Annotated in this window: 23 protein-coding genes; 12 read left to right on the plus strand and 11 right to left on the minus strand. The window is 59.4% G+C overall.

The window, feature by feature from the left end; all coding sequences use genetic code 11:
* Positions 1 to 2 precede the first annotated feature (2 nt).
* The gene (locus HBO41_RS01500; protein WP_169984855.1) at positions 3 to 1202 is read left to right on the plus strand and encodes an MFS transporter; all 1200 of its coding nucleotides are present in this window, start codon (positions 3 to 5) and stop codon (positions 1200 to 1202) included.
* Here HBO41_RS01500 and HBO41_RS01505 read toward each other — a convergent pair.
* The 3 genes from HBO41_RS01505 to HBO41_RS01515 all read right to left on the minus strand — a co-directional run bounded on the left by HBO41_RS01505 (position 1114) and on the right by HBO41_RS01515 (position 4042).
* Positions 1114 to 2556: an NCS1 family nucleobase:cation symporter-1 gene (locus tag HBO41_RS01505; RefSeq protein ID WP_169984857.1), complete on the minus strand. Its 1443-nt coding sequence runs from the start codon at positions 2554 to 2556 to the stop codon at positions 1114 to 1116. The genes HBO41_RS01500 and HBO41_RS01505 overlap by 89 nt on opposite strands.
* Before the next feature lie 198 nt (positions 2557 to 2754).
* A complete protein-coding gene (locus HBO41_RS01510; protein ID WP_099548849.1) occupies positions 2755 to 3153 on the minus strand; it encodes a DUF2177 family protein in 399 nt (132 codons plus the stop codon).
* Positions 3154 to 3205: 52 nt separating this feature from the next.
* Positions 3206 to 4042, minus strand: a complete 837-nt coding sequence (locus HBO41_RS01515) for a S1 RNA-binding domain-containing protein (RefSeq protein ID WP_017134857.1) — start codon at positions 4040 to 4042, stop codon at positions 3206 to 3208.
* 324 nt (positions 4043 to 4366) lie between these two features.
* Here HBO41_RS01515 and HBO41_RS01520 point away from each other — a divergent pair, with 324 nt between their 5' ends.
* The 3 genes from HBO41_RS01520 to HBO41_RS01530 all read left to right on the plus strand — a co-directional run bounded on the left by HBO41_RS01520 (position 4367) and on the right by HBO41_RS01530 (position 6409).
* Complete coding sequence (locus HBO41_RS01520; RefSeq protein ID WP_003193095.1) at positions 4367 to 4546, plus strand: hypothetical protein; 180 nt, start codon at positions 4367 to 4369, stop codon at positions 4544 to 4546.
* A gap of 207 nt (positions 4547 to 4753) precedes the next feature.
* On the plus strand, positions 4754 to 5476 hold the full coding sequence (locus HBO41_RS01525; RefSeq protein WP_138452598.1) for a TorF family putative porin: 723 nt from the start codon (positions 4754 to 4756) through the stop codon (positions 5474 to 5476).
* Positions 5477 to 5542: 66 nt separating this feature from the next.
* Positions 5543 to 6409: a DUF6279 family lipoprotein gene (locus HBO41_RS01530; RefSeq protein ID WP_169985256.1), complete on the plus strand. Its 867-nt coding sequence runs from the start codon at positions 5543 to 5545 to the stop codon at positions 6407 to 6409.
* A 115-nt stretch (positions 6410 to 6524) separates the two neighbouring features.
* Here the strand turns inward: HBO41_RS01530 and HBO41_RS01535 are convergent, their stop codons facing one another.
* Positions 6525 to 6914 (minus strand): hypothetical protein, encoded by a 390-nt coding sequence (locus tag HBO41_RS01535; RefSeq protein ID WP_017134854.1) that lies wholly within the window; start codon positions 6912 to 6914, stop codon positions 6525 to 6527.
* Positions 6915 to 7069: 155 nt separating this feature from the next.
* Between HBO41_RS01535 and HBO41_RS01540 the strand changes: the two genes are divergently transcribed.
* Entirely contained in the window at positions 7070 to 7345 is a 276-nt protein-coding gene (locus HBO41_RS01540) for a hypothetical protein (RefSeq protein WP_099548847.1), read from the plus strand.
* A gap of 114 nt (positions 7346 to 7459) precedes the next feature.
* Here the strand turns inward: HBO41_RS01540 and HBO41_RS01545 are convergent, their stop codons facing one another.
* Positions 7460 to 8806 (minus strand): DEAD/DEAH box helicase, encoded by a 1347-nt coding sequence (locus HBO41_RS01545; RefSeq protein WP_026013512.1) that lies wholly within the window; start codon positions 8804 to 8806, stop codon positions 7460 to 7462.
* Positions 8807 to 8999: 193 nt separating this feature from the next.
* Here HBO41_RS01545 and HBO41_RS01550 point away from each other — a divergent pair, with 193 nt between their 5' ends.
* Positions 9000 to 10298, plus strand: a complete 1299-nt coding sequence (locus tag HBO41_RS01550) for a mechanosensitive ion channel family protein (RefSeq protein WP_138453987.1) — start codon at positions 9000 to 9002, stop codon at positions 10296 to 10298.
* A gap of 104 nt (positions 10299 to 10402) precedes the next feature.
* Here HBO41_RS01550 and HBO41_RS01555 read toward each other — a convergent pair whose 3' ends face one another.
* The 3 genes from HBO41_RS01555 to HBO41_RS01565 form a co-directional block, all read right to left on the minus strand.
* Positions 10403 to 11269 carry a carboxylate/amino acid/amine transporter gene (locus tag HBO41_RS01555; protein WP_017134850.1) on the minus strand — a complete coding sequence of 289 codons (867 nt, stop codon included), beginning with the start codon at positions 11267 to 11269 and terminating at the stop codon, positions 10403 to 10405.
* 203 nt (positions 11270 to 11472) lie between these two features.
* Positions 11473 to 12072 carry an FMN-dependent NADH-azoreductase gene (locus HBO41_RS01560; protein WP_017134849.1) on the minus strand — a complete coding sequence of 200 codons (600 nt, stop codon included), beginning with the start codon at positions 12070 to 12072 and terminating at the stop codon, positions 11473 to 11475.
* Between the two features lie 151 nt (positions 12073 to 12223).
* Positions 12224 to 12538 (minus strand): 3-phosphoglycerate kinase, encoded by a 315-nt coding sequence (locus tag HBO41_RS01565; protein WP_169984859.1) that lies wholly within the window; start codon positions 12536 to 12538, stop codon positions 12224 to 12226.
* 49 nt (positions 12539 to 12587) lie between these two features.
* On the opposite strand from HBO41_RS01565, the gene HBO41_RS01570 reads away from it, so the two are divergent.
* From HBO41_RS01570 to aqpZ, 5 genes are all read left to right on the plus strand, one after another.
* Positions 12588 to 13511, plus strand: coding sequence for a LysR family transcriptional regulator (locus HBO41_RS01570; RefSeq protein WP_017134847.1), 924 nt, complete (start codon positions 12588 to 12590; stop codon positions 13509 to 13511).
* 14 nt (positions 13512 to 13525) lie between these two features.
* Positions 13526 to 14329: an alpha/beta fold hydrolase gene (locus HBO41_RS01575; RefSeq protein WP_017134846.1), complete on the plus strand. Its 804-nt coding sequence runs from the start codon at positions 13526 to 13528 to the stop codon at positions 14327 to 14329.
* Between the two features lie 3 nt (positions 14330 to 14332).
* The gene (locus HBO41_RS01580; RefSeq protein ID WP_016979352.1) at positions 14333 to 14896 is read left to right on the plus strand and encodes a peptidylprolyl isomerase A; all 564 of its coding nucleotides are present in this window, start codon (positions 14333 to 14335) and stop codon (positions 14894 to 14896) included.
* 82 nt (positions 14897 to 14978) lie between these two features.
* Positions 14979 to 16811, plus strand: coding sequence for an ABC transporter ATP-binding protein (locus tag HBO41_RS01585; RefSeq protein WP_017134845.1), 1833 nt, complete (start codon positions 14979 to 14981; stop codon positions 16809 to 16811).
* Between the two features lie 281 nt (positions 16812 to 17092).
* Positions 17093 to 17794 (plus strand): aquaporin Z, encoded by a 702-nt coding sequence (aqpZ, locus tag HBO41_RS01590; RefSeq protein ID WP_017134844.1) that lies wholly within the window; start codon positions 17093 to 17095, stop codon positions 17792 to 17794.
* Between the two features lie 11 nt (positions 17795 to 17805).
* Here the strand turns inward: aqpZ and HBO41_RS01595 are convergent, their stop codons facing one another.
* Positions 17806 to 18930, minus strand: coding sequence for a GNAT family N-acetyltransferase (locus tag HBO41_RS01595; protein WP_169984861.1), 1125 nt, complete (start codon positions 18928 to 18930; stop codon positions 17806 to 17808).
* Positions 18931 to 19212: 282 nt separating this feature from the next.
* Here HBO41_RS01595 and HBO41_RS01600 point away from each other — a divergent pair, with 282 nt between their 5' ends.
* Complete coding sequence (locus tag HBO41_RS01600; protein ID WP_017134842.1) at positions 19213 to 20535, plus strand: putative porin; 1323 nt, start codon at positions 19213 to 19215, stop codon at positions 20533 to 20535.
* Positions 20536 to 20655: 120 nt separating this feature from the next.
* On the opposite strand, the gene HBO41_RS01605 is transcribed toward HBO41_RS01600, so the two are convergent.
* Positions 20656 to 20889 carry an anti-sigma factor gene (locus tag HBO41_RS01605; protein ID WP_017134841.1) on the minus strand — a complete coding sequence of 78 codons (234 nt, stop codon included), beginning with the start codon at positions 20887 to 20889 and terminating at the stop codon, positions 20656 to 20658.
* The gene (locus HBO41_RS01610) at positions 20883 to 21497 is read right to left on the minus strand and encodes an RNA polymerase sigma factor (RefSeq protein ID WP_016973332.1); all 615 of its coding nucleotides are present in this window, start codon (positions 21495 to 21497) and stop codon (positions 20883 to 20885) included. Before HBO41_RS01610 ends, HBO41_RS01605 begins: the two co-directional genes overlap by 7 nt.
* Positions 21498 to 21588 lie beyond the last annotated feature (91 nt).

The following is a 21588-nucleotide window of genomic DNA, read 5'->3' on the forward strand; positions in this document are numbered from 1 at the left end:
ACATGTCACCGCTGATTCGCTTAACCGCCAGCTTTATCGCCCTGATGATGGCCATGGGCATTGGCCGCTTCGCCCTCACCCCGCAGATGCCGCATTTGCTCAGCGAGGGGCAGATTGACCTGACGGGCGCGGGCCTGATTGCCGCCGCCAACTACCTGGGCTATTTCGTCGGCGCGGTGGACTCGATCTTCGCCCGCAGCCATCACCACATAAAAGCGCGTTTGTATGGCGGGCTGTGGCTGTGCGTGCTGCTGACCCTGGGGTCGTACTGGGCGCATGGCTTCTGGCCGCATTTGCTGCTGCGCTTTGGTACCGGCGTGGCGAGCGCCTGGGCGCTGGTAATGATCACCAGTTTGAGCCAGCCGCTGGCGATTGCCGCCGGGCGTCCGCGTTTGGGGGCATTGGTGTTTGCCGGGCCGGGCTTGGGGATTCTGCTGACCGGGTTGCTGGCACTGGGCTCCAATCTACTGGGCGAAGACTCTGCGACCTTGTGGCTGGTCTATGGCGTAGTGGCATTGGTTATGTTGTTAGGCATTCTGCCCTTTTTACCGAAACCGACCGCCGCGGTGACCCATGCCACTAGCGCGGGCAGCAACGCCAGCATCGCGCACCTGTGCTGGATCTACTTCTTGTATGGCCTGGGCTACATCATCCCCGCAACCTTCTTGTCGCAGATGGCCAGCGCGCAGTTCCACGGCGCGTGGCAAGCCGACCTGTTCTGGCCGTGCTTTGGCCTGGCGGCGGCGCTGGGTGTGGTGGTGGCGAGCCTGCGTCGCAAGGACCCGAACACCACCCGCCGCTGGTTGATGACGACTTTGTGGCTGCAAGCGGCCGGGGTATTCGCCTGCCTGCTGGGCAATGGCTGGGGCCTGGCCCTGGGAGTGTTGCTGTGTGGTGCGCCGTTCCTGGCATGCATGCAACTGGTGATGGCGCGTTTGCGCGAGGTGGCGCCCCACGGCTACCAGCGCAGCACCGGGTTGCTCACCGCCAGCTTTGCCATTGGCCAATTGTGCGGCCCGTTGCTGGCCTCGGTGAGCAGCCACTTAAGCGGCGGCCTGCAACCGGCGCTGGTGATCGCCGGCTGTGGCTTGGTGGTGGCGGGCGCGGTGTTGGTCAACCGGCAACCAGCGACGTCGGCGCACGAACCTGCTCGCGCCGCGCCAGCACCAGGAAAAACAGCCCTCCCAGGAAGCACCCGGTAAACCAGGCAAAGTTGGCCATGTCCTGCAACGCGGGCGTGAAGGTGATAGCGACGCCCACCAGCGTTGCAGGCACCAAGGCTTTGACGGCGGTCCAGTTCACGCCGCCGTCGTAGTAATAACGGCCGTTGGGGCTGTCGTCGAACAGGGCATCCACGTCGATTTTCTGCTTTTTGATCAGGTAAAAATCCACAATCAAAATCCCGAACAGCGGGCCGATAAACGCAGCGAGAATGTCCAGGGTGTAGTGGATCATCAGCGGGTTGTTGAACAGGTTCCACGGCGTGATAAAGATTGAGGCCACAGCCGCGATCATGCCACCTGCGCGCCAACTGATCTTGCTCGGCGCGACGTTGGCGAAATCAAACGCGGGTGACACGAAGTTGGCGACAATGTTGATGCCGATGGTGGCGGTCACGAAGGCAAAGGCGCCGAGCAGCACGGCCATGCTGTTGTCGATGCGCGAAACCGTAGCGATTGGGTCATGCAACATTTCGCCAAACACCGGCAAAGTGCCCGAAACGATGACGACAGTCACCAGCGAGAACGCCAGAAAGTTAACCGGCAACCCCCAGAAATTGCCGCGTCGCACGTCGTGCATGCTGCGGCAGTAGCGGCTGAAATCACCGAAATTGAGCGTAGGCCCGGAGAAGTACGACACCACCAGCGCCGTCGCCACAATCACTTGGCCAAATGCCTGCCAGCCCGACAGGGATTTTTCCGCCAGGGTGAAACTGATGTTCGCCCAACCCGCCTTCCACACGATCCAGCCGGCCAGGGCAAACATTACCGCATAGACCACTGGCCCCGCCCAGTCGATAAAACGGCGGATGGACTCCATGCCGGCCCAGAATACGGCTGCCTGCAGCGTCCATAAGCTGAGGAAGCCAAACCAGCCCAGGTAAGACAGGCCCGCAAAGTGCGGCTCTGCATACACCGCCATCTGTGGGAAAAAGCGCAGCACTACGATAATCAAGGCACTCGACGCCAAGTACGTCTGGATGCCGTACCAGGCCACGGCGATCAAACCGCGAATCACCGCCGGAATATTCGCCCCAAACACGCCAAATGCCAGCCGGCAGATGACCGGGTATGGCACCGCCGCTTGCTGGCTCGGCTTGGCCACCAGGTTGGCAATCAACTGCACGATGCAAATGCCGGTGAGCAAGGCGATCAACACCTGCCAACTGGCCAACCCGAGGGCAAACAGGCTGGCGGCGAACACGTAGCCGCCGACGCTGTGCACGTCGCTCATCCAGAAGGCGAAAATGTTGTACCAGGTCCATTTCTGCGGCAGCGGCCCGAGGTCCTGGTTGTACAGGCGCGGGCTGTAGCCTTTGGGCAATTGTTCGGTCATCGCTTGGCTCCTCGAAATACCGGCCTGCGCTGCCGTAACGGTGTGCATACGGGAGGCGGCCTGGTTTGTATACGAGGTATTCAGCAGAATATGTGCCAATGGCACACAATCCCTCTGAAACGGTGTTCCAAAGAGATTTATGAAGGCTTGTTGGCGGGGGTTATGCTCAGCAACGGTGCACGTCAATCCTGTACACAATCAATGCCGCACCCGATGTGCACACAAATAGCCGACACTGCAACAGACGGCCGTCAGGAAGGTGCCCCAGGCCATGTCCATCAGGGCCAGCCCGGCTGACCAACCTTGCAATGTGGCCCAGTTGCTCAGGTCATACGTGCCGTAGGCCACCAGGCCGAGCAGAGCGCCAAGGCCTGCTGCACGTTGCCAGCTGCCGCTGGGCAAAACCACTAACACCACACAACCGAGGGCATACAGCAGATAAAACAGCACAGCAGGCAGCAAGCGAGGCTGATCAAGCATCAGCGAGCCGAGCAGGGATCTGTAGGTCTGGCCCATGAAAACGCCGAGCCAGAGGCCGTCGAGCACCAGAAACGCGAGTAAAGTGCCGAGGTAAGCGAAGCGTATTTTGCGGGTCATGGTTGCAGCCTCCATAGGCGCCGAGCGGCACCTACAGAAGAGCAAAACGCGATCAGCTTAGTTCAATGCGATCGGCGTGAATCACAATCTGGCCCTGCTTGTAGAGCGCACCAATGGCTTTCTTGAAGTTGCCTTTGCTGACACCGAACAAATTGCTGATCACCGCCGGGTCGCTCTTGTCGCTGACCGGCAGGGTGCCGTTGTTTTCACGCAACTTGGCGAGGATCTTCGAGTTCAGGCTCGAGGCCGCTTCCTGGCCAACCGGTTGCAGGCTCAGGCTGATGTTGCCATCGGCGCGAATCTCTTTAATGAAGCCTTTCTCTTCCTTGCCCGGGCGCAGGAACTTGAACACTTCGTTCTTGTGGATCAGGCCCCAGTGCTTGTTGTTGATGATCGCCTTGAAACCCATGTCGGTGGCTTCGGCCACCAGCAGGTCGACTTCCTGGCCCACCTGGTAGTTGGCAGGTGTCTTATCCAGGTAGCGGTCAAGTCGCGCGGTGGCGGTGATGCGTTTGGTGTGCTTGTCGAGGTAGACGTGCACCACGCAGTATTCACCTGCGGTCAGCTGGCGTTTTTCTTCCGAATACGGCAGCAACAGGTCTTTTGGCAAACCCCAGTCGAGGAATACGCCGATGCTGTTGACTTCGACGACTTTCAAACTGGCGAATTCGCCGACTTGAACTTTCGGCTTTTCAGTCGTCGCGATAAGTTTGTCATCGCTGTCCAGATAAATGAAAACGTTAAGCCAGTCTTCATCTTCACTGGGAATATCTTTGGGGATATACCGATTAGGCAAGAGGATTTCGCCATCTTGCGCACCATCCAGGTACAAACCAAAGTTAGTGTGTTTAACCACTTGCAAGCTGTTGTAGCGCCCGACTAAAGCCATTTCCAGATACCTTCGTTACGTGGGCGGCATTCTACCCGAGTTGCGCCCGCCACGCGCGTGCGCCTGAAAAATCGCGGGCTGGCGTGGCCTCGTAATGGCACCGCCCCGCTCGTCTGATCAATCGATCGAATTTTACCCGCGGGCAGCAGCCGAATAAACCCTGTGGTTTCGAGTTAAAACAGTAAGTTAGGGGCTTATTTCAAGGTCAAATTTTGGCCGATTACAGCGGCTTTGGTTATTCCCAGAGGATATTTGCCAAGCAATTGTCAAGTATTTCCTGTACGATGCCTGGCCAAGTTAATTTTCTACAGGTTAGTGGCCGCCATGCGCGTAAAAGCATCCAACAGCAAAGCAAAGCCAGCTCCCGCCGTTGAAACCAGCGAATCGATCAACAGCCAAATTGCTGCTTTCCTCAAGTCCGGCGGCGAAATCCAGCAAATTGCCAAGGGCGTGAGCGGCCAGACTTTCGGCCCGTCCAAGCAGATCAGCCTGGGCAAAAAGTAATACCCGCGCGTCGCATCTAGCTCCTAAGCGTCTTGCCTTCCAAGGCGCCAGGACTAGAGTCTGAAACACCCTCCTGCTACATCTCCTGATGCGCTAATCGACGAACGGGGCTCACCGCGAAGCATTCGCCGGTATGCTTGCACCCGTCTAGCACGGGCATCTGTCCGATTTTTTCATTACTGCTCCTCGCTTTTCATGGAGTGAAGCATGCTCAAGCCCTGCTTGTTTCTCATCGCAGCCCTTACAGCAAGCCCCCTCGCATACGCGCAGATTTTTCAGCGTGAACTGGGTGACTTCGACCTCAAATTAGGCACCACGCCCAGCCGCAGCATGGCCCAGGGTTTGGTCAAGCCCACCTCGCCGGGCAGCGATTCCTTCCACGGCGGCCTGGACCTGAGCCACGACAGCGGCCTGTATTTCGGCCAGTTTTCGCCCAATATGGGCCTGTCCTCGGCCAACAACCTTGAAGTCGACTCCTACATGGGCTTCAAGCGCCCCTTCGACCAGACCCTCGGCTACGAAGTCGGTATGATCCACTACAGCTACCCCAAGCTCAGCCCGCTCGACAGCCAGGAGTTCTACGGCGGCTTGAACCTGCTGGGCAATCGCTTCGGCGTGTCGTTCAGCAACGATCCGGATCGCCAGGACAGCACGCTGTTTGCCGACCTCGGCGGTACACAGCCCTTCGGCATCGGCGTCAGCATGAAGTACACCACTCACCAGCTCGGCACTCCAACTGCGGTGGAAGGCGGCACCATCAGCAACTTCAGCGACTGGTCAGTGCAGTTCTCCCGCGCATGGAAAGGCGTTGACCTGGACCTGATCTATAGCGGCTCCAGCCTCAGCGGTGGAGACTGCTCGGCCTACTCCGGACACAATTCGCAATGCGACGGCCTGTTGACCTTGAAGGCCGCGCGGTCGTTTTATTGATGGGCTGAACTGTCGCGCCTCGCACAGGCTCACATGCATGAACCCTCCCTGCGCAAGGACACGCCCATGCTGCGTCGGCTCAAATTACTGGTGGTATTACTGACGTTGAGCCTGGTGCTCGCCGGCTGCAATCGCGTGGGCCTGGCCTACCGCAACCTTGATGTGATCATCCCCTGGACGCTCAACGACTACCTGGACATGAACGCCGGGCAAAAGAGCTGGTTCAATGACACACTCAAGGAACATCTGGCCTGGCACTGCACCACTCAACTGCCGGGCTACCTGGACTGGCTTGATCGCCTGCAACAAATGGTCGACAACAACCAGATCACCGACGCCGCGCTGCAAGCGCGCACCACGGAAGCCAAACAGGCCATCGCCGAGGTGGCCCGTGAGATCACCCCGTCAGCCATCCAGTTGCTGCAGGGCCTGGATGATCAACAAGTCAAAGACATGGGAGATGCGCTGGCCAAAGACCTGCGCAAGCGCCAGGACGAATACCTCAAACCGCCACTGGCTCAGCAGATCAAAGAGCGCGCCGAGCGCATGAGCAAACGCCTGGTTGCGTGGATGGGGCCGTTGAGCCCCAGCCAGCAGAACCGAGTGACGGCGTGGTCAATCGCGCTGGGTGAACAGAATCAGGAATGGATCGGTAATCGCGCCCATTGGCAGGCGCAATTTATCGACGCCTTGCAGCAGCGTCACAGCGCTGACTTCCCACAGAAAATCCAACAGCTGCTGGTGGATCGCGAGAGCCTGTGGACCCCGCAATACCGCACCGCCTATGCGCAAACCGAAGCCGCTGCGCGCAGCCTGATCATCGACCTGATGGCCGAAAGCACGGCGCAGCAGCGCCAGATACTCACACAAAAAATCGGCAAGGTTCGCAGTGACTTCCAGGCCCTCAAATGCCTCAAGGCAGCCTCGATTTAAAAATGTGGAAGCGGGCTTGCTCGCGAATGCGGTGAATCAGTCGATGAATCTATTGACTGACACACTGTATTCGCGAGCAAGCCCGCTCCCACATTGTGGTCTGGGGTGTGCCCTTTTACGCAATCTGCGCCTTGGAAGCCACCTCAGCAAACGTCGCCGGGTCCAGCGCGTCTGCCTGCTCGTCCAGCACTTGGCGCGGGTGATCGTTGCCGGGGATTGAGCTGTCGATCAGGGCCAGCAGTTGCGCACCTAGCGCTGTGAGGATGAAGTTCTCACCATTGCCGCCCTCTTCTTCCGGGCGCGATTCAATGAAACCGCGCTTGAACAACAGCGCTTCGTAATCGGCGGCGGTCTTTTTCAACGCGTCCAGGTTACCGGTGGATTCGCCCGCCGTGGCCTTCTCGGCGGCTTCCTGCTCGGCGTATTTGCGCGGCGCAAAGCTGCCTTCGCCGTTCTGCACTTCATGCAGTAGACGTTCGATCAGATCCCAGTTGTAAGTCGTCATCCTGATTACTCCCGCGGGCAGATTAAAAAGTGGCCCGTCATAGGTAGTGACATGACCTGACACTGGCCGTTCATCCCAATAGACGAGCGTCATTTCTCTGAACTTTCCAGACGTTCGCGCCCTCAACTGAACACCACTGCCAAGGAGGTCCGACCATGAAAACCCTGATGAACCTGGCCATCGCCGCCGCCCTGCTGAGCGCCCTGCCCGCCTGGGCCTGCACGCCGGAAGAGGCCACGGCCAAACGCGAACAACTGGCCAGGGAAGTGACCAAACTGACCCAGCAAAACCCGGCCAGGGCCAAGGAAATCAACGATGAGTTGCAACACATGAACCTGGAGACTGCCAGCGCGGATCTGCCGGACAAGTGCCAACTGATCGACCAGCGCCTCAAGGAGCTGGACGAGGCGGCCGCCAAAGCAAAAAATTAACCACCACAACGGGACGCGGAGCGCCCCTGGCGGCATTCCCACGCAGAGCGTAGGAACGATCAACTGAGGGCATAAAAAAACCGGACAGCGTCCGGTTTTTTTATATCAGCGGCCTTATTCGGCAGCTGGCGCTTCTGGCTTGCGGCGCTTGAGCGGCGCCATGCCGTCCTTGCTGACGAGCGACAGGTTGTCGGTCTTCGGCCGGTTGGCAATCTTGCGCTTGGTTGGCGACTTGGCGCCGGTTTTCTTCTTGTCACCCTTGGCGTCGGTCTTTTTCTTCTTCACGCCAACGGCTTTGCCCGACGCCTTGACCTTCTTCGGCCCGGTGTAGGTGCCTTTGACTTCCTTGATGGTGCGGCGCTCGAACGACTGCTTGAGGTAGCGTTCGATACTCGACATCAGGTTCCAGTCGCCGTGGCAGATCAGCGAGATCGCCAGACCATCATTGCCGGCACGCCCGGTCCGGCCAATACGGTGTACGTATTCGTCGCCGCTGCGCGGCATGTCGAAGTTGATGACCATGTCCAGGCCATCCACGTCCAGGCCTCGGGCGGCAACATCGGTGGCGACCAGGATCTTCACGCCGCCGGCCTTGAGGCGGTCGATGGCCAGCTTGCGGTCCTTCTGATCTTTTTCGCCGTGCAGCACGAACGCCTTGTATTCCTGAGCCACCAGGCGACCGTAGATACGGTCGGCTGCTGCACGGGTATTGGTGAAGACGATGGCCTTCTGATAGGTCTCGTTGGCCAATAACCAGTTCAGGATCTGTTCTTTGTGTACGTTGTGGTCGGCCATCACGATCTGCTGACGCGTGGTCGCGTTGAGGTCGCTGACGTTATTGACCTGCAAGTGCTCAGGGTTGTTCAGCACCTTGGCAACCATATCGCGCAGGGTCGAACCGCCGGTGGTGGCGGAGAACAGCATGGTCTGCTGGCGATTGACGCACTCGGCCACAAGGCGCTGCACATCGTCGGCAAAGCCCATGTCGAGCATGCGGTCGGCTTCGTCGAGCACCAGCACTTCGACTTCCTTGAGGTCGAGGTTGCCGGCGTTGAGTTGCTCGATCATCCGGCCTGGGGTGCCGATCAGGATGTCGGGCACCTTGCGCAGCATGGCGGCCTGGACCTTGAAGTCTTCACCGCCGGTGATGATGCCGGACTTGATGAAGGTGAACTGCGAAAAGCGCTCCACTTCTTTCAAGGTCTGCTGCGCCAGTTCGCGGGTTGGCAGCAGGATCAGGGTCTTGATGCTCACGCGGACTTTGGCCGGGCCGATCAGGCGGTTCAGCACCGGCAGGACGAAAGCGGCGGTTTTACCGCTGCCGGTTTGTGCCGTCACCCGCAGGTCACGCCCTTGGAGCGCGAGCGGGATGGCCGCTGCTTGCACAGGCGTAGGCTCGACAAATTTAAGCTCGGCCACGGCTTTGAGCAGGCGTTCGTGCAGGGCGAATTGGGAAAACACGGGTGCTACCTCGAAGAAATACAAAATATCAGCTGCATAGGGTAACGGTTTCGGGCGCTCAAACCGAGTTTCTTTACGCGAACGAGGCTAATCAGCTGCTTTTTTGTCAGCAGATTTGTCCGCAAAACCAACTTTGTTGCACATAAATGCTCTAATCGACCCGTGTTGTCTTACAGAAGAATCGGTTTTACCCATGGATATCAAACAGCTCTGGCTCAACGTCCAAGACCTTTGGGGCGCCCTCGATGAACACCCGCTGCTGCATGCCAGCCTGGGTTTGCTGATACTGCTGGTAGTCGCCCTATTGGTCGGACGGGTAGCACGCTACCTCATCCTCCACGCCGTCAAACTGCTCGGCCGGCAACCGGCGCTGCACTGGCTCAATGACCTGCGGCATAACAAAGTCTTCCACCGCCTGGCGCAAATGACGCCCTCGCTGGTGATCCAGTTCGGCCTGTACCTGGTACCCGACCTGAGCAAGACCGCCACCCTGTTTATCGGCAATGTGGCGCTGGCGTTCACCATCCTGTTCATGACGCTGGCCGTGAGCGCCCTGCTCAACGCCTTGCTGGATATCTACGCGCGCACCGAACATGCCCGCACCCGCTCGATCAAGGGCTATGTGCAGTTGGCAAAGATGGTGCTGTTCGTGTTCGCCGCGATCATCATCGTCGCTACCTTGATCGACCGTTCGCCGCTGTTGCTGCTCTCGGGTCTGGGTGCAATGTCAGCGGTGATTTTGTTGGTGTACAAGGACACGCTGCTGTCGTTTGTGGCCAGCGTGCAGCTGACCAGCAACGACATGCTGCGGGTCGGCGACTGGATCGAGATGCCTCAGGTCGGCGCCGACGGTGACGTGGTGGATATCACCCTGCACACGGTCAAGGTGCAGAACTTCGACAAAACCATTGTCTCGATCCCCACTTGGCGCCTGATGTCCGAGTCGTTCAAAAACTGGCGCGGCATGCAGGCTTCCGGCGGGCGCCGCATCAAACGCAGCCTGTATATCGACGCCAGCGGCGTGCGCTTTTTGCGCGACGACGAAGAAGTACGCATGACCCAGGTACACCTGCTCACCGACTACATCAGCCGCAAGCAGGCCGAACTCAAGGCCTGGAACGCAGCTCAGGGCCATAGTGCGCAACTGTCGGCCAACCGCCGCCGCATGACCAACCTCGGCACCTTCCGCGCCTACGCCCTGGCGTACCTGAAAAGCCACCCGGACATCCAGCCGAACATGACCTGCATGGTGCGCCAGATGCAAACCACCGCCCAAGGCGTGCCGCTGGAAATCTACTGCTTCACCCGCACCACGGCGTGGGCCGATTACGAGCGCATCCAGGGCGATATCTTTGATTATTTGCTGGCGGTGTTGCCGGAGTTTGGCTTGAGCCTGTATCAGCAGCCGAGTGGCAATGATTTGCGCGCGGGGATGGTGCCGGCGGTGTTGGGGGCCAGCCATTTGCCAGCCCTGGAAAACGAATCTGCCTGACGCCATCCATTCCCTGTGGGAGCGGGCTTGCCCGCGATAGCGGTGTATCAGTCGAAATATTTGCCGACTGACACCCCCTATCGCGGGCCGCTCCCACATCTGGATCAGCTTATGACCGGCACCTTGCGCACACCCAAGCGACTGATCCACACCGCCCCCAGAATCACCAAACCTCCCAACGCCAAGCGCCCCAACGGCTCGTGCTGATTCCAGATCAGCAAGTTGAGCAACAACCCCACCGGCACATGCAGGTTGTTCATCACCGCCAATGTACCGCCGTTGACCAGGCAGGCGCCTTTGTTCCACCAGTACATGCCCAGCGCAGTGCTGACCAGCCCAAGGAACACCAGTACGCCCCATTGCAGCGGCGCTTCGGGCAAAAAGTTGCTTTTCCCGAACAGCAGAAATGCCGGCAGCACCACGATCAAGGCGCCCAGGTAGAAGTAGCCGAAGCGCCGGTAGTGCGGCAGGTCGCTCGGATAACGCGCCACCAGGTGCTTGTACATCACCTGCCCGGCGGCGTAGGTGAAGTTGGCCAGTTGCAGCAGCAAGAAGCCCATCAGGAAGTTCGGCGTGATCTGGTCGAAGCGAATCACCGCCGCGCCGCCCACGGCAACCAGCGCAGCAATCAGCGCCCAAGAGTTGAATCGGCGGTTAAGCGCGTCTTCGATCAGGGTCACGTGCAACGGCGTGAGGATGGTGAACAGCAACACTTCCGGCACCGTAAGTACGCGAAAGCTCAAGTAAAGGCATACATAGGTCACGCCGAACTGCAGCGCACCGATCAGCAACATGCCGCGCATGAAGGGTGGCGCCACCGAACGCCAACGGGTCAGCGGGATGAAGATCAACCCGGCCAATACCACGCGCACCAGCACGGCGAAGTAGCTGTCGACGTGACCGGCGAGGTATTCGCCGATCAAGCTGAAGGAAAATGCCTGAATCAGGGTGACAACCAGTAAGTAGCCCATGCGCGCCTCGTTTCGAATGGGCGGGACATTAAAGGTTTTCGCCGTTTACTGAAACTCAAGGCAAAAAAAACCCGACCTCGCTAAAGCGGCAGTCGGGCAGGAGCACTCAGGAGCAACAAGTGCAAAGGGAGGTTCGATACGCGTACTTGAAGGGTTTGCGTGGAGCGATATAAACACCACGCGATTATGTGACGATTAAAACGTCAGGCGACCTGTGCCAGCAGCGCTTTGGCGTGGTTGATGCCCTTCTCCTGGAAGTCACCGCTCAAGTTCACGCCTTCGGCATGAATGAAGGTGACGTCATGAATCCCGATAAAGGCCATGACCTGGCGCAGGTACGGCTCCTGATGGTCGGAGCTGGCGCCGGTGTGGATGCCACCGCGTGCGGTCAGCACAATAGCGCGCTTGCCGGTCAGCAAACCCTGCGGGCCGGTGGCGGTGTACTTGAAGGTCACACCGGCACGCAACACGTGGTCCAGCCAGGCTTTGAGGGTGCTGGGAATGGCGAAGTTGTACATCGGCGCGGCCATCACCAGCACATCGGCGGCGAGCAATTCGTCGGTCAGTTCGTTGGAGCGGTCCAGGGACGCCTGCTCGACGCGGCTGCGCTGGTCGGCGGGTTTCATCCAGCCGCCGAGCAGGTTGGCGTCCAGGTGCGGAACCGGGTTGAGGGCCACATCACGCACAGTGATTTGATCCGCCGGGTGGGCGGCCTGCCATTGGCTGATGAACTGTTGAGTCAGCTGGCGGGAGATCGAATCCTGCTGGCGGGCGCTGCTTTCGATGATCAGAACATTGGACATGGCTGGGTAGGCTCCATCTGTAAATGCTGTAAGACGATGGAGTGAAGATTAAACAGAGCCAATTCGATAAAAAAGCGTAAAAAACTGCTATAACCCATCTATAAATTTGTTTATAAGCGGAGTATTGCTGTGGGCATGCTCCGCTGCCGGTTTATTTTGGGGTGCAGGTCAGTGCGATACGCATTTTGATAATGGCGCGGCTGAAATTCACCGTGGTGTTGGTGGTTTTCCCCGCCGCAACTGTGACCTTGCGAGTACGCGGGGCTTCCGGGCCGTTGGTAAAACGCACCTTGCACTCCGCATCATTTGAGCCGTAATTGGTCAGTCGGATCGAACTAATATTGCTGTCGACATCCGAGGCGCTGTAATCGATCTTCACACCCTGAATGTCTTTCGTCACATCGGTGCTGAATGCAAACGCGCTCATCGGCAGCAGCGCCAGCAACACACAACAGAATTTTCTCATTCGGCAGTCTCCAATAAGGACCGCCAGCTTAGGACAAGAGGAGCTCATCTTGAAAGCGCCCCGCGTTACCCTCGATCAATGGCGCACGCTGCAGGCTGTGGTCGACCACGGTGGCTTCGCCCAGGCGGCTGAAGCACTGCACCGTTCGCAGTCCTCGGTGAGCTACACCGTGGCCCGCATGCAAGACCAGCTCGGCGTGCCATTGCTGCGCATCGACGGACGCAAGGCCGTGCTCACCGAGGCCGGTGAAGTGCTGTTGCGCCGCTCGCGGCAACTGGTCAAAAACGCCAGCCAACTGGAAGACCTCGCCCATCATATGGAACAGGGCTGGGAAGCCGAAGTACGCCTGGTGGTGGACGCCGCCTACCCGAATGCACGCCTGGTGCGCGCCCTCACCGCCTTTATGCCGCAGAGCCGTGGCTGCCGCGTGCGCCTGCGTGAGGAGGTGCTGTCGGGCGTTGAAGAGCTGTTGATGGATGGCATGGCGGACCTGGCCATCAGCGGCTTCATCATTCCAGGCTACCTGGGCACCGAAATGAGCGACGTGGAATTTATCGCTGTGGCCCACCCCGACCACTCACTGCATCGCCTGAACCGCGAGTTGAGCTTCCAGGACCTGGAAAGCCAGATGCAAGTGGTGATCCGTGACTCTGGCCGCCAGCAGCCGCGCGACGTCGGCTGGCTCGGCGCCGAACAGCGCTGGACCGTCGGCAGCTTGCCCACCGCCGCCACCTTCGTCAGCAGCGGCCTGGGCTTCGCCTGGTTGCCCCGACACCTGATCGAACGCGAACTCAAGGATGGCCTGCTCAAGCAGCTGCCATTGGAAAAGGGCGGCAGCCGCAACCCGACGTTCTACCTGTACTCGAACAAAGACAAACCCCTGGGGCCGGCCACGCAGATTCTTATCGATTTGTTGCGCACCTTCGACACCGCTCCCCTGGACGCACCTTTCGCCGCCCCCCAGCAAGCCTGAGACGGAGTTCACCCATGGCCTGGTTCGACCACGAAGGCTGCAGCCTGCATTACGAGGAATACGGTCACGGCGCTCCGCTGATCCTGATCCACGGCCTGGGCTCCAGCAGCCAGGATTGGGAACTGCAGATTCCGGTCCTGGCCCGGCATTACCGCCTGATCGTGGTGGATATACGCGGTCACGGTCGCTCCGACAAACCCCGCGAACGCTACAGCATCCAGGGTTTTACCTTCGATCTGGTGGCGTTGATCGAACACCTGAACCTGCCGCCCGCCCATGTGGTGGGTTTATCCATGGGCGGCATGATCGCATTCCAGCTGGCCGTGGACGACCCCGCTCAGGTCAAGAGCCTGTGCATCGTCAACAGCGCGCCCGAGGTCAAGGTGCGCAGCGCCGATGATTACTGGCAATGGGCCAAGCGCTGGAGCCTGGCGCGCGTGCTCAGCCTTGCCACCATCGGCAAAGCGCTGGGCGATCGGCTGTTCCCCAAACCCGAGCAAGCCGACCTGCGGCGCAAAATGGCCGAACGCTGGGCAAAAAACGACAAACGTGCTTATCTCGCCAGCTTCGATGCGATTGTCGGCTGGGGCGTGCAGGAACAACTTTCCAGAATTACCTGTCCTACCCTGGTCATCAGCGCCGACCACGACTACACCCCCGTGGCGCAGAAAGAAAACTATGTAAAACTGCTGCCCGATGCGCGGCTGGTGGTAATCGAAGATTCCCGCCATGCCACGCCCTTGGATCAACCCGAAGTCTTTAACGCTACCTTGCTCGATTTTCTAAAGACAGTCGAAACCACTACCCAGGATCACTGACCCATGCTGAAAAAAATCGCCTTCTTTGCCGGCTCCGTATTGTTCGCAGCCAACCTGATGGCTGCTGAGCCTGCCAAGGCCCCTCACGTCCTGATCACCACCACCAATGGCGACATTGAAATCGAACTGGACCCGGTCAAGGCGCCGATCAGTACCAAGAACTTCCTGGCCTATGTCGACAAAGGCTTCTACACCAACACCATTTTCCACCGCGTGATCCCGGGTTTCATGGTCCAGGGCGGCGGTTTCACCGCGCAGATGTCGCAGAAGCCGACCGAAGCACCGATCAAGAACGAAGCCAGCAACGGCCTGCATAACGTTCGCGGCACCTTGTCGATGGCACGTACCAACGATCCAAATTCGGCCACCAGCCAATTCTTCATCAACGTGGCTGACAATGCCTTCCTCGACCCAGGCCGTGATGCGGGCTATGCCGTGTTCGCCAAAGTGGTTAAGGGCATGGACGTTGTCGACGTCATCGTCAACTCGCAAACCACTACCAAGCAAGGCATGCAGAACGTGCCAATCGATCCTGTTGTGATCAAGTCGGCCAAGCGCATCGACTGAGGTCCGCAGCAAGCTCCGCACGCGGCCCACAACGCCGCGTGCGCATTTGAAAGGAGAGCCCGCAACGCGGGCGTCAGACTGAATGCTCTATCGTCGCTTTGAACAACTGATCGACATTTTCCGCGACGCTCCCAGCGCCGCCCCTCCTGATAAAGTCCTGCCCTTCTACCTCTACTACCTGCGCCAGGTGTGGCCAAGTTTTGCCGCCTTGCTGGTGGTCGGCCTGATCGGCGCGTTGATCGAAGTGGCATTGTTCAGCTACCTGAGCCGCATTATCGATTTGGCCCAAGGCACGCCGCCCGCCAACTTCTTCCAGATTCACAGCGCCGAGCTGATCTGGATGGCCGTGGTTGCCCTGCTGCTGCGCCCGATCTTCAATGGCCTGCATGACTTACTGGTGCACCAGACCATCAACCCCGGCATGACCAGCCTGATCCGCTGGCAGAACCATAGCTACGTACTCAAGCAGAGCTTGAACTTCTTCCAGAACGATTTCGCCGGGCGCATTGCCCAGCGCATCATGCAAACCGGCAACTCCTTGCGCGATTCGGCAGTGGCGACCGCGGAAGCCATCTGGCATGTGTCGATCTACGCCATCAGCGCCCTGGTGCTGTTTGCCGAGGCGGACTGGCGCCTGATGATCCCGCTGATCACCTGGATCATTCTTTACAGCCTGGCGTTGCGTTACTTCGTGCCTCGCGTGAAAGAACGCTCGGTGATTTCCTCCGAGGCGCGCTCCAAATTGATGGGCCGCATTGTCGACGGCTACACCAACATCACCACCTTGAAGCTGTTCGCCCATACGCAAAATGAGCAGGAATACGCCAAGGAAGCGATCATCGAGCAGACCGAAAAAACCCAGTTGGCCGCGCGCGTGCTCACCAGCATGGACGTGGTGATCTGCACCTTGAACGGCGTGCTGATCGTCACCACCACCGGCCTGGCGTTGTGGCTGTGGACGCAGTCACTGATTTCGGTGGGCGCCATCGCCCTCGCCACAGGCCTGGTGATCCGTATCGTCAACATGTCCGGCTGGATCATGTGGGTGGTCAACGGCATCTTCGAAAACATCGGCATGGTGCAGGACGGCCTGAAAACCATCGCTGCACCGCTGGCAGTGACCGACCGCGACAATGCCCCGCGCCTGAACGTGCCGCACGGCGAAGTGCGTTTCGAGCAGGTGGATTTCCACTATGGCAAAAAGAGCGGGATCATTGGCGGCCTGAACCTTCAGATCAAGGCCGGTGAGAAAATCGGCCTGATCGGCCCCTCCGGTGCGGGCAAATCAACCCTGGTCAACTTGCTGCTGCGCCTGTACGACCTGCAAGGCGGGCGCATCCTGATCGACGGCCAGAACATCGCCGAAGTCGCCCAGGAGTCCTTGCGTGCACAGATCGGCATGATCACCCAGGACACCTCGCTGCTGCACCGCTCGATCCGTGACAACTTGCTGTACGGCAAGCCGGATGCCACCGATGAGGAACTCAACGCCGCCATCCACAAAGCCCGCGCCGATGAATTCATCCCGCTGCTGTCGGATGCCGAAGGGCGCACAGGGCTGGATGCGCACGTGGGCGAGCGCGGGGTGAAACTCTCGGGCGGGCAACGTCAGCGCATTGCCATTGCGCGGGTGCTGCTCAAGGACGCGCCGCTTCTGATCATGGACGAGGCCACCTCGGCACTCGATTCGGAAGTGGAAGCGGCGATTCAGGAAAGCCTGGAGACCTTAATGCAAGGCAAGACGGTGATTGCGATTGCGCACCGATTGTCGACCATTGCGCGCATGGACCGGCTGGTAGTGCTGGAGAAAGGCCAGATTGCCGAGACCGGCAGCCATGCCGAACTGCTGGCCCATGGCGGCTTGTATGCCAGGTTGTGGCAGCACCAAACGGGTGGGTTCGTCGGCATCGATTAAAAACACACCGCAAAACAGTGTGGGAGCTGGCTTGCCTGCGATAGCGCACTGTCAGTACCGAATTGGTTATCTGGCACACCGCAATCGCAGGCAAGCCAGCTCCCACCTTTAATCAGCGCCAAGCCCCTAATCCACGGGCCCCTGGCGCTTTTTTTATGGCCTGGATTTGTATCAAAAGCGTGCTGTAATCAGTGCAGTGCCTAGAGGGGCGCTGAAGTAAATCTGCAGGGAGCATCACTGATTTGCTGATTCGGTAGAGCTATCTATCAAGGACGTGTCGCATGTCTTTGTTCAAACGTTCAATCACAGAGGGGTTAGGTACGTTTTGGCTGGTGTTGGGCGGTTGCGGGAGTGCGGTGTTGGCCGCAGCGTTTCCCGCCGTCGGGATCGGGTTCCTCGGTGTGGCCCTGGCCTTCGGGCTGACGGTGCTGACCATGGCGTTTGCCATCGGGCATATCAGCGGGTGCCACCTCAACCCGGCAGTGTCAGTGGGGCTGGTCGTGGGCGGGCGGTTTCCGGCCAGGGAGTTACCGGCTTACATCGTCGCGCAGGTAATCGGCGCCACTGTCGCCGCTGCGCTGTTGTACTTCATTGCCAGTGGCAAGCCGGGGTTCGAACTGGCGTCGGGCCTGGCCTCCAACGGCTACGGCGAGCATTCGCCGGGTGGCTACTCGATGGCTGCGGGGTTTGTCTGTGAGCTGGTGATGACGGCGATGTTCGTGCTGATCATCCTCGGCGCCACCGACCGTCGTGCTCCGCCGGGTCTTGCACCCATCGCCATCGGCCTGGCCTTGACCTTGATCCACTTGATCTCCATTCCCGTGACCAACACTTCGGTCAACCCGGCCCGCAGTACCGGCCCGGCACTGATCGTCGGCGGATGGGCGATCCAGCAGTTGTGGATGTTCTGGCTGGCGCCGATCCTCGGTGCTGTAATCGGCGGCGTGACCTATCGATGGCTGGGCAAGGAGCAGCCAGCCTGAGGCAAACGGGTTCAGCCCTGCCGATAAGGCAGGGCTGCCCTTGCCTCTTCGGCATACGCCAGAATCCCAACCCGCTCGCGCTCCAGAAAGTCTTCCACGGCATTCTTCAAACCCGGATGGCGCAGGTAGTGCCATGACCGTGTGATCACCGGTTCAAAGCCGCGAATCAACTTGTGTTCGCCCTGGGCGCCAGCGTCAAAACGTTGCAGGCCGTGGGCGATGGCGTAGTCCATACCTTGGTAGAAGCAGGTTTCGAAGTGCAGGCGGTCGAACTCCGCCAGGCAGCCCCAGTAGCGGCCATAGAAACTGTCGCCACCGATCAGGCTGAAGGCCATGGCCACCGGGCGTGCGCCTTGTTTGGCCAGCACCACGCGGATCGCCTCGGGCATGCGTTCGGCCAGCAGGCTGAAAAAGGCGCGGGTCAGGTAGGGTGACTGGCGACGCACCGCGTAGGTGTTGGCGTAACAGGCGTAGACAAAATCCCACTGCGCCTCGCTTAACTCGTGGCCTTGCAACCATTCAAAATCGATGCCCTGCCCCGCCACTTGCTCGCGCTCTTTGCGCATTTGTTTGCGCTTGCGTGAACTCAAGGCATCGAGGAAGTCCTGGAAGTCGCGATAGCCGCGGTTTTGCCAATGGAACTGGCAGCCCAGGCGCTGCAACCAACCCGTCTGCCCAGCTAATGCGGCATCGGCCAACGGGTCGGTGAAGTTGATATGGGCACTGGAGAGCCCTTCGATTTCCAGATACCCGGGCAAGCTACCCAGCAGTTCAACCCCGTCCTCGGCATTCCTGGCCAACAAACGTGGGCCACTCACCGGACTGAACGGCACCGCCGTCAGCAACTTGGGGTAGTACTCGATGCCCGCGCGCGCGCACGCATCCGCCCAGCCATGATCAAACACGTACTCGCCGTAGGAGTGCCACTTGCGGTAGCTGGGCAGGGCCGCCACCAGCCGCTCGCCTTCCCAATGCAGCAAATGCTCGGGCTGCCAACCGGACTGCGGGCCCAGGCTGGCGCTGTCTTCCAGGGCACTCAGAAAGGCGTGCCGCACAAAGGGTTGGGCCTGCGGCACCAGGGCATCCCAGACTTGCGGGGCGATTGCAGACAGCTTGTCCAGGCGTTGCAGCGGCATCGGCATCCTCACTGTTTCTTGGCGTGAAAGCCTGGCGAGTATCGCCTATCGCGGCGCCAGGCACACCTCGAAACGAGCGCGACAAACCTAGAAACAATTAGTTCCAGATTAAATAATTTGTCATCTAGGTGAAATCACTTAGCCACTACTCCGTCATAAACGATCGCGATACTGACGCCTGTTTTTAGAGCGCCTGGTTCTACCAGGCGGCTATTTTCCGTCCGTCATCGGTCGGTTGTGTCCTGGATGGTTTGCCATCCCTCCTCACTTTCGGAGATTGATATGCGTCTTGCTTCCACTAAAACTGCGGCGGCCCTGTGTGGCGGCCTGTTGCTGGCCCTGAGCGTTCCGGCCAGCGCTGCAGTCGACGCTAAATTGCTCGACATGCTCAAGGCCAACGGCCAGATCACCGCTGCGCAGTACACCGAACTGCAAACGGAATTAGCCAAGGACCAGAAAGAAAAGCAGATCGCACAGCAAGCTCAACAAGAGACCAACGAGCAGATCGCGGCCACCGCGAAAAAAACCAACGACCTCAGCGTCTTCGATCAGAAGCTGGCCTGGGCCGCACGCACTCAGCTCAAGGGTGATGTGCGCTTCCGTCAGGAAACCGTGAAGATCCAGGGCGAATCCAACAACGGCGGCCGCGACAAAGACCGTCAGCGCATCCGTGCCCGCCTGGGTGCCTACACCGAAATCAACTCCCAGGTCGACACCGGCATCCGCGTAGCCACCGGCAGCAGCGACGACGCGCGCTCCACCAACCAGGACCAGGACAACTACTTCGACAAGAAGTCGATCTGGCTGGACCTGGGCTACATCGACTACCACCCGGACCAGATCAAGAACCTGCACGTGATCGGCGGCAAGATGCTGCAGCCGTGGGTAAACATGGGCGACGTGATCTGGGATAGCGACATCAACCCTGAAGGCCTGGCCGTCACCTACAAGTACCCATTGGGCGGCAGCGCCGAGCTGTTCGGCAGCCTGGGTAACTACAACCTCAAGGACAACGTAGACGGCGACGGCGTGCAATTTCGCCACGACCTGCGCCTGACCTCCGGCCAGTTGGGCACGCGCTTCTCGCTCACCGACAACCTGAAAATGACCCTGGGCGGCAGCGTCTACGCCTACCAGAACGACAAGGACAGCCGCTGCACAACCACCACCACGCCATGCGCGCTGGCGGTCAACGGCAACTCGGCCAACAACGAATTCCGCCTGTATGAAGGCTTTGCCCAAGCCGACATCGGCGGCCTGGCCGTGCCTTTGGCGTTCTACGGCCAGTACGTGAAAAACAACGATGCGGTGACCGACCAGGACACCGCCTGGTTGATCGGTGCCAAATCCAAGGTGTTCGGTTTCAACCTGGACTACAACTACCGCGATACGCAACGTGATGCAGTGGTTGGCGCCTTCACCGATTCGGACTTCGCCAACGGCACCACCGGTTCGCGCGGTCACAAGCTCAAAGTCAGCTACGACATCGACAAGAACTTCGCCCTCGGCGCCACGTACTTCCTGACCAAGGCTGACTACGCCAGCCGCACGCAGCGTGATGCCAACACCAACACCTTGCAGTTGGATGCTGAAGCCAAGTTCTAAATGTGCATGCAATAACCCTTGGGCCAGGACGGCCCGAGGGGGTTTCAACAGCCTTGCGTGGGTGGGTCGATCCCCATCATCCGTTAGACTCACCCACGCGAGCCTGCCTCTTTCCCACCGTTACTGATCTTTGAGCCTTTCGGCCACCAGCCGATCAGCCAGTGCATCAGCGTCCTTTACCGGCTCCTCCGGCATGATCTTCAAAGTCGCCTGCATCAGGCGCATCTGACGAATAAATCGCCGGCAGTTGGGGCAGAACATCAAGTGATGACGCACCAGCAAACGCTCTCGAAAGGTCAATTGCCCATCGAGGTAGTCACTGGACCGCGCCACTTGTTCCTTACAGGTCAACATTCGCCCGTTTCCTCAAAATGCTCCACCGTGGCGAAGACTTTAAGCCGTGCTCGATGCAACAGCACACGGACATTGGAGAGCGAGAGGGTCAGAAGATTACAAATCTCCTCCAACTCCAGGCCCTGACGTTCACGCAACACCAGTACGCTGCTTTGCAGCTCCGACAAGCTCAGGATTGTATGCTCCAGGCATTTGCGCAGTTCATCCTCGGTCAGCAAGGCTTCCGGGGTGTCCTGGTGCCAGGCGTAAGGCGCAACGGCCCAGTGGCCGTCGTCGGGGACGAAGCGGTCATCGCCAATGGTGCCGTGGGGCGAAGGCAAATCGTCGAGCAATACTTCCCGGCGATTCTGTTTGTAGCGGCCCTTGGCAGAATTGGCGGTGATGGTCAGCAGCCAGGTTTTGAGGCTGGAGCGCCCTTCGAACTTGGCCAGGTTGCGTACCACTGACAACCAGGCGTCTTGCACCACTTCATCGGCGTGGCGCTGGCCGACAATGGCATAGGCAACCGCGCGCATGGCGCTCTGGTAGGTGGTGACCAGTTCCTTGTAGGCCCGCTGCTCGCCCTTGAGCAGCCGTTCAAGCAGGTGCGCGTCGTCCGCTGCTGCCATTCAAACCTCGATCTTGCCTTGGAAATAGGATCAATGTGGGAGCTGGCTTGCCTGCGATGCAGGCACCTCGGTGGATCAGTCACACCACAGT

This window comes from Pseudomonas sp. WS 5146 (genome assembly GCF_012985495.1).
Lineage (GTDB): Bacteria > Pseudomonadota > Gammaproteobacteria > Pseudomonadales > Pseudomonadaceae > Aquipseudomonas > Aquipseudomonas edaphica.

Excerpts from the sequence above, each read along its gene's own strand:
- HBO41_RS01500 (WP_169984855.1), top strand. The coding sequence starts at position 3 with ATGTCACCGCTGATTCGCTTAACCGCCAGCTTTATCGCCCTGATGATG.
- HBO41_RS01505 (WP_169984857.1), bottom strand. The coding sequence starts at position 2,556 with ATGACCGAACAATTGCCCAAAGGCTACAGCCCGCGCCTGTACAACCAG.
- HBO41_RS01510 (WP_099548849.1), bottom strand. The coding sequence starts at position 3,153 with ATGACCCGCAAAATACGCTTCGCTTACCTCGGCACTTTACTCGCGTTT.
- HBO41_RS01515 (WP_017134857.1), bottom strand. The coding sequence starts at position 4,042 with ATGGCTTTAGTCGGGCGCTACAACAGCTTGCAAGTGGTTAAACACACT.
- HBO41_RS01520 (WP_003193095.1), top strand. The coding sequence starts at position 4,367 with ATGCGCGTAAAAGCATCCAACAGCAAAGCAAAGCCAGCTCCCGCCGTT.
- HBO41_RS01525 (WP_138452598.1), top strand. The coding sequence starts at position 4,754 with ATGCTCAAGCCCTGCTTGTTTCTCATCGCAGCCCTTACAGCAAGCCCC.
- HBO41_RS01530 (WP_169985256.1), top strand. The coding sequence starts at position 5,543 with ATGCTGCGTCGGCTCAAATTACTGGTGGTATTACTGACGTTGAGCCTG.
- HBO41_RS01535 (WP_017134854.1), bottom strand. The coding sequence starts at position 6,914 with ATGACGACTTACAACTGGGATCTGATCGAACGTCTACTGCATGAAGTG.
- HBO41_RS01540 (WP_099548847.1), top strand. The coding sequence starts at position 7,070 with ATGAAAACCCTGATGAACCTGGCCATCGCCGCCGCCCTGCTGAGCGCC.
- HBO41_RS01550 (WP_138453987.1), top strand. The coding sequence starts at position 9,000 with ATGGATATCAAACAGCTCTGGCTCAACGTCCAAGACCTTTGGGGCGCC.
- HBO41_RS01555 (WP_017134850.1), bottom strand. The coding sequence starts at position 11,269 with ATGGGCTACTTACTGGTTGTCACCCTGATTCAGGCATTTTCCTTCAGC.
- HBO41_RS01560 (WP_017134849.1), bottom strand. The coding sequence starts at position 12,072 with ATGTCCAATGTTCTGATCATCGAAAGCAGCGCCCGCCAGCAGGATTCG.
- HBO41_RS01565 (WP_169984859.1), bottom strand. The coding sequence starts at position 12,538 with ATGAGAAAATTCTGTTGTGTGTTGCTGGCGCTGCTGCCGATGAGCGCG.
- HBO41_RS01575 (WP_017134846.1), top strand. The coding sequence starts at position 13,526 with ATGGCCTGGTTCGACCACGAAGGCTGCAGCCTGCATTACGAGGAATAC.
- HBO41_RS01580 (WP_016979352.1), top strand. The coding sequence starts at position 14,333 with ATGCTGAAAAAAATCGCCTTCTTTGCCGGCTCCGTATTGTTCGCAGCC.
- HBO41_RS01585 (WP_017134845.1), top strand. The coding sequence starts at position 14,979 with ATGCTCTATCGTCGCTTTGAACAACTGATCGACATTTTCCGCGACGCT.
- aqpZ (WP_017134844.1), top strand. The coding sequence starts at position 17,093 with ATGTCTTTGTTCAAACGTTCAATCACAGAGGGGTTAGGTACGTTTTGG.
- HBO41_RS01595 (WP_169984861.1), bottom strand. The coding sequence starts at position 18,930 with ATGCCGCTGCAACGCCTGGACAAGCTGTCTGCAATCGCCCCGCAAGTC.
- HBO41_RS01600 (WP_017134842.1), top strand. The coding sequence starts at position 19,213 with ATGCGTCTTGCTTCCACTAAAACTGCGGCGGCCCTGTGTGGCGGCCTG.
- HBO41_RS01605 (WP_017134841.1), bottom strand. The coding sequence starts at position 20,889 with ATGTTGACCTGTAAGGAACAAGTGGCGCGGTCCAGTGACTACCTCGAT.
- HBO41_RS01610 (WP_016973332.1), bottom strand. The coding sequence starts at position 21,497 with ATGGCAGCAGCGGACGACGCGCACCTGCTTGAACGGCTGCTCAAGGGC.